This window comes from Terriglobales bacterium, from assembly GCA_035624475.1.
GTDB lineage: Bacteria > Acidobacteriota > Terriglobia > Terriglobales > Acidobacteriaceae > DASPRL01.
Genome location: DASPRL010000238.1, coordinates 1 through 4,549, shown reverse-complemented (window position 1 = coordinate 4,549; position 4,549 = coordinate 1). Strand labels below are relative to the sequence as shown.

Sequence of the window (4,549 nt, the reverse complement as noted above, 5' to 3'; positions counted from 1 at the left end):
CGTGGTCAAGGAGGGCCGCCCCTTCACCGAGACCGAGAACCAGCACCGCATGGAGCTGGCGGTCATCGGGGAGGACCTGGGCAAGGGGCTCTTCGCCAACGAGGACCCCATCGGCAAGATGGTGCAGGTGGACGGCCACCCCTTCACCGTGGTGGGGGTCTTCGAGAAGCCCAAGGGCGGGCTGGGCGGCCCCGACAGCGCCGACCAGCGCGTGGTCATCCCCTACTGGACCTTCCGCAAGGTCTATCCCGAAGCCAAGAACCACGGCATCCGCATCGAGGCCTATCCCGGCCGGCTTTCGGAGGCGGTGGACGAGACCCGGGTGGCCCTGCGCCGCAGCCGCCACGTCCCCTACGACAAGCCCGACAACTTCGACTACTCCACCGCCGATTCCATCATCGAGACCTTCCACCAGATCGTGGGCATGGTGGCGCTGGCGGTCATGGTGGTCTCCTCGGTGGGGTTGATGATCGGGGGCGTGGGGGTGATGAACATCATGCTGGTCTCGGTGACCGAGCGCACCCGCGAGATCGGGGTGAGGAAGGCCATCGGCGCCCGCCGCCGCGACATCATCTGGCAGTTCCTCACCGAGGCCATGGTGCTGGCCGCCACCGGCGGCATCGCCGGCGTGCTGGTCGGCTTCGGCATCAGCACCCTCATCCACCTGCTGGTGCCCGGGCTGCCTACTTACGTACCCCTGTGGTCGGTGGTGCTCTCGGTGAGCGTGTCCGCTTCGGTGGGCCTGTTCTTCGGCATCTACCCCGCCTTCAAGGCGGCGCGCCTGGACCCGGTCGAGGCGCTGCGCTACGAGTAGGGCTCATGCCGGCGGCGCCGCCGGGGCCCGCTTCAGGAAGCGCCGCCACACCCAGCGCAGGATCTTCCACGCGAGCACCGCGAAGAAGATCACCGTCGCCGCCCACAGCACGATCAGCGGCAGGGCGATGACGAGCGCCACCATGGAATCGGTGTAATCGGCCAGCCCCTGCAGCAGGTCGCGGAAGGCGCGGCGCGCGTTGTAGAGCGGCCGCCACTCCAGGCCCAGCACCCTCGCCTCCGCCTGCGCCACCAGGTTGACGGTCAGCGTACTCATCTCCACCTGGTGGGAGAGCAGGTTGAGTTCGCCCTGGGTGCGCTCGATGCGCCCGCGCACGTCGCTGAGGTGCTCGGCCACCTGCAGCACGTCCTCGGTGCGGCTGGCGCGCTTCAGGATCTCCAGGTACTGGGCCTCCTCGGCGCGGAAGTTGCGCAGGCTGGCCTCCAGGTCTACGAACTGGCGGGTGACGTCGGTGGCTTCCACGCTCTCGCTCTGCACCCGCAGGCCGATGCCGTGGGCGCCGGCGCGCGCCTCATCGAAGCGCGCCGCCGGGATGCGCAGCTTGACGCTGCCGTTCATGCTGTCGCCCACCTGGGTGAGGTTGGAGGACTCGACGTAGCCGCCCAGGCGCTCGGCCAGCGCCTGCAACTGCGCCACCGCCGCGGGCGCGTCCTTCACCACCAGCTCCATCGCGCCGGTGCGCACGATCTTGCGGTCGAAGGCGGCTTGGACGGACTTGGACTCTCCGCCGGCTGCGCCGGGCGCCACGCTGGCATACTTGTCGAGCGCTCCTTCCACCGGGACATCCATCGCCTGGCGGACGGCCATGCGGCTGCGCAGCAGGTTGGGGACCACCACAGCGGCCACCAGCAGCAGGAGCAGCAGCGCCCAGGGCAGGAGCATGAGAACGAGGTAACGGCGGGGGAATGGAGGGTTCGCGGCAAGTCCGGTCATGGCGGTTTCCTTTGTGGGGAGAACGGCCGGGGCGGGGAGACTTGCACCGTCTTTCAATCCAATGCTACGCCGCAGGGAGGGAAAAAATAAAGGACCCCGAGGGGATGCTGGTCTGATTCTGCTCGGCCAGCGGCTCGCGTTAGACCCTTGCCGACCCGCGCTGGCTGCGACCTTGCGGCCACCGCCTGCGATCTTTAAGAAGGCTCGAGGCCTTCAGCTTGGGCTCCGGGCTCGCCGCCAACCGGAAAAACCGGTCCAGCGCCTCGGGATCCTATCTTGCCTCTGACGAATCTTCCCGTTCCCCTCGACCAGCGCGTTGCTATAGACCCTTGCCGGCCCTCCGTGCCCGCCTGTGACAGCGAACCCGTGACCTCGGCTCGAGCCCCGGACGCCGCGCCAACCGGGAAAACTCAAGAAGTTGTCAAAGAACGAGGGACGTTTTACTCCTCTCAGTTTTTCCGTCAAGAGAAAATACGCGCCTGCAAGTGCTGTGTTTTCAGCCGAGTGCGGCCCGTCCACAGGCGGGTGCCGGGAAATGGTGCAGGCGGAGACACGAACCCGCGGCGGCGGCGCGTGGCGGGCGATTTTCCCGCGTCCCCGCGCGCACCCTGCATGGACGATGGCAGCGCCGGCAGTGTGCAAATCGCGGCGAGAATCAGCCCCGGCGCGGATCTTGAAAATCGTTTTCAACGCCGGGAACGCTGAGACCGCCGAGACAATCACCCAGTCAGCAAGTCACCAAATCCCCGAATCTCCGATAGCATAGGCGCGTGAGCGAGAAGCTGCTCGAGGTGCGCGGCCTGCGGGTGGAGTTCCCCGTGGGCGGGGTGTGGCTGCCGGCGGTGCGCGAAACCTCGCTCACGCTGGACCGGGGCGAGGCCCTGGGGCTGGTGGGGGAGTCGGGCTCGGGCAAGTCGGTCAGCGCGCTGGCGCTGCTGCGCCTGCTGCCCCCGCAGGCGCGGGTCACGGGCGCGATCCGCTTCCAGGGGCGCGACCTGCTCGCCGCCCCCGAGGAGGAGATGCGGCAGGTGCGCGGCGCCGGCATCTCCATGATCTTCCAGGAGCCCATGACCGCGCTCAACCCGGTGATGCGGGTGGGCGAGCAGGTGGCGGAGGCGGTGCGGGCGCATGGCGAGTCGTCGGCCATCGGCCCTCGGTCGTCGGCCAAGATCAGCAAGGCCGAGGCGTGGCGGCGGGCGATCGAGGCCATGAAAGACGTGGGGCTGAAGGATGCGGAGCGGCGGGCGCGCGACTACCCCCACCAGCTCTCCGGCGGCATGCGCCAGCGCATCATGATCGCCATGGCCATCGTCAACCGGCCGCAACTGCTCATCGCCGACGAGCCCACCACCGCCCTCGACGTCACCATCCAGGCGCAGATCCTGGAACTGCTGGCCGAATTGCGCCGCAAGCTGGGCCTGGCGATGCTGTTCATCTCCCACGACCTGGCCGTGGTCTCGCAAGTGGCCGAGCGGGTGGCGGTGATGTACGGCGGCAGCGTGGTAGAGACCGGCCCGGCGGCCGAGGTCTTCCGCGCCCCGATCCATCCCTACACCCGCGGGCTGCTCCAGGCGGTGCCCACCCTGCGCAGCCAGCGCGGGCGGCCGCTGGAGACGGTGGAAGGCACAGTGCCGCCGCTCACCGCGCTGCCTCCCGGCTGCGCCTTCGAGCCGCGCTGCGGCCTGCGCGTCCCCGAGTGCGCGCGCGCCCTGCCGCCGCTGGTCGAGGTCGCACCCGGGCACCGGGCGCGCTGCCCGGTGGTCGGAAGGGAGCAGGGCTAGCTGCTATAATCGCTCTTCTCCCATCGATCAACCCGCGTGCGCATACTCTTTATCAGTGACATCCACGCCAACCAGGAGGGCCTGGAGGCCTGCCTGGCGGCCGCGCCCCAGTACGACGCCATCGTCAACCTGGGCGACATCGTGGGCTATGGCGCCAGCCCCAACGAGGCCACCGACCGCTCGCGCGCCCTGGGCGGCCTGGTCGTCCGCGGCAACCACGACAAGGCCTGTGCCGGAGTGATGGGCATCGAGAGCTTCAACCCCATCGCCGGGCTCTCCGCGCTGTGGACCAAGCAGAATCTCACCCCGGAGAACCTGGAGTGGCTGAAGGCGCTGCCCGCCGGTCCGGTCCCGCTGCCCGGGGTGGAGGGCGTGCACTGCGTCCACGGCTCGCCCCTCGACGAGGACGACTACCTCATCGTGGTGCGCGACGCGGTCGAGCCCCTTACCGAGACCGAAGTCGCCATCACCTTCTTCGGCCACACCCACATCCAGGGCGGCTTCTCGGTGGACGCCGGGCGCTGGGAGACCCTGCGGCCCATGTACCGCACCCGCGACCAGGCGGAGGCCGTGGAACTGCCGCTCAAGCGCGAGGCCAAGTACCTGCTCAACCCGGGCTCGGTGGGGCAGCCGCGCGACGGCGACTCCCGCGCCGCCTTCGCCAGCTTCGACTCCGAGGCCTGGAAGCTCACCTTCCACCGCGTCCCCTATGACGTGAAGGGGGCGCAGAAGAAGATCCTGGCCGCCAAGCTTCCCGAACGCCTGGCCAACCGGCTGTCGGAAGGAAGATAGCCATCCGCCGTCACCCATCCGCCGTCAGGAAGCCCGCCCAGGTCCCCCTGTTCGCCGCCGAGAGCGAGTCCCGCCCGGCGGAATATCTGGTGGCACACATCGACGGCGGGGCGCGGGGGAATCCCGGCCCGGCCGGCTACGGCGCGGTCATCACCGACCAGGCCGGGCGCAAGCTCGCCGAATTGAGCGAGTACCTGGGGCACCGTAC

At 69.2% G+C, this 4,549-nt stretch carries 4 protein-coding genes; 3 read left to right on the top strand and 1 reads right to left on the bottom strand.

Annotated elements, in window-relative coordinates; all coding sequences use genetic code 11:
- Nucleotides 1-814 (top strand): FtsX-like permease family protein (locus tag VEG08_09865; protein HXZ28288.1); only part of this gene is annotated, 814 nt, incomplete at its 5' end.
- A gap of 3 nt (nt 815-817) precedes the next feature.
- On the opposite strand, the gene VEG08_09860 is transcribed toward VEG08_09865, so the two are convergent.
- Nucleotides 818-1,768, bottom strand: coding sequence for a DUF4349 domain-containing protein (locus VEG08_09860; protein ID HXZ28287.1), 951 nt, complete (start codon nt 1,766-1,768; stop codon nt 818-820).
- Between the two features lie 770 nt (nt 1,769-2,538).
- Here VEG08_09860 and VEG08_09855 point away from each other — a divergent pair.
- Nucleotides 2,539-3,549 (top strand): ABC transporter ATP-binding protein, encoded by a 1,011-nt coding sequence (locus VEG08_09855; protein HXZ28286.1) that lies wholly within the window; start codon nt 2,539-2,541, stop codon nt 3,547-3,549.
- A 36-nt stretch (nt 3,550-3,585) separates the two neighbouring features.
- Nucleotides 3,586-4,341, top strand: a complete 756-nt coding sequence (locus VEG08_09850) for a metallophosphoesterase family protein (GenBank protein ID HXZ28285.1) — start codon at nt 3,586-3,588, stop codon at nt 4,339-4,341.
- Nucleotides 4,342-4,549 lie beyond the last annotated feature (208 nt).

Excerpts from the sequence above, each read along its gene's own strand:
- VEG08_09860 (HXZ28287.1), bottom strand. The coding sequence starts at position 1,768 with ATGACCGGACTTGCCGCGAACCCTCCATTCCCCCGCCGTTACCTCGTT.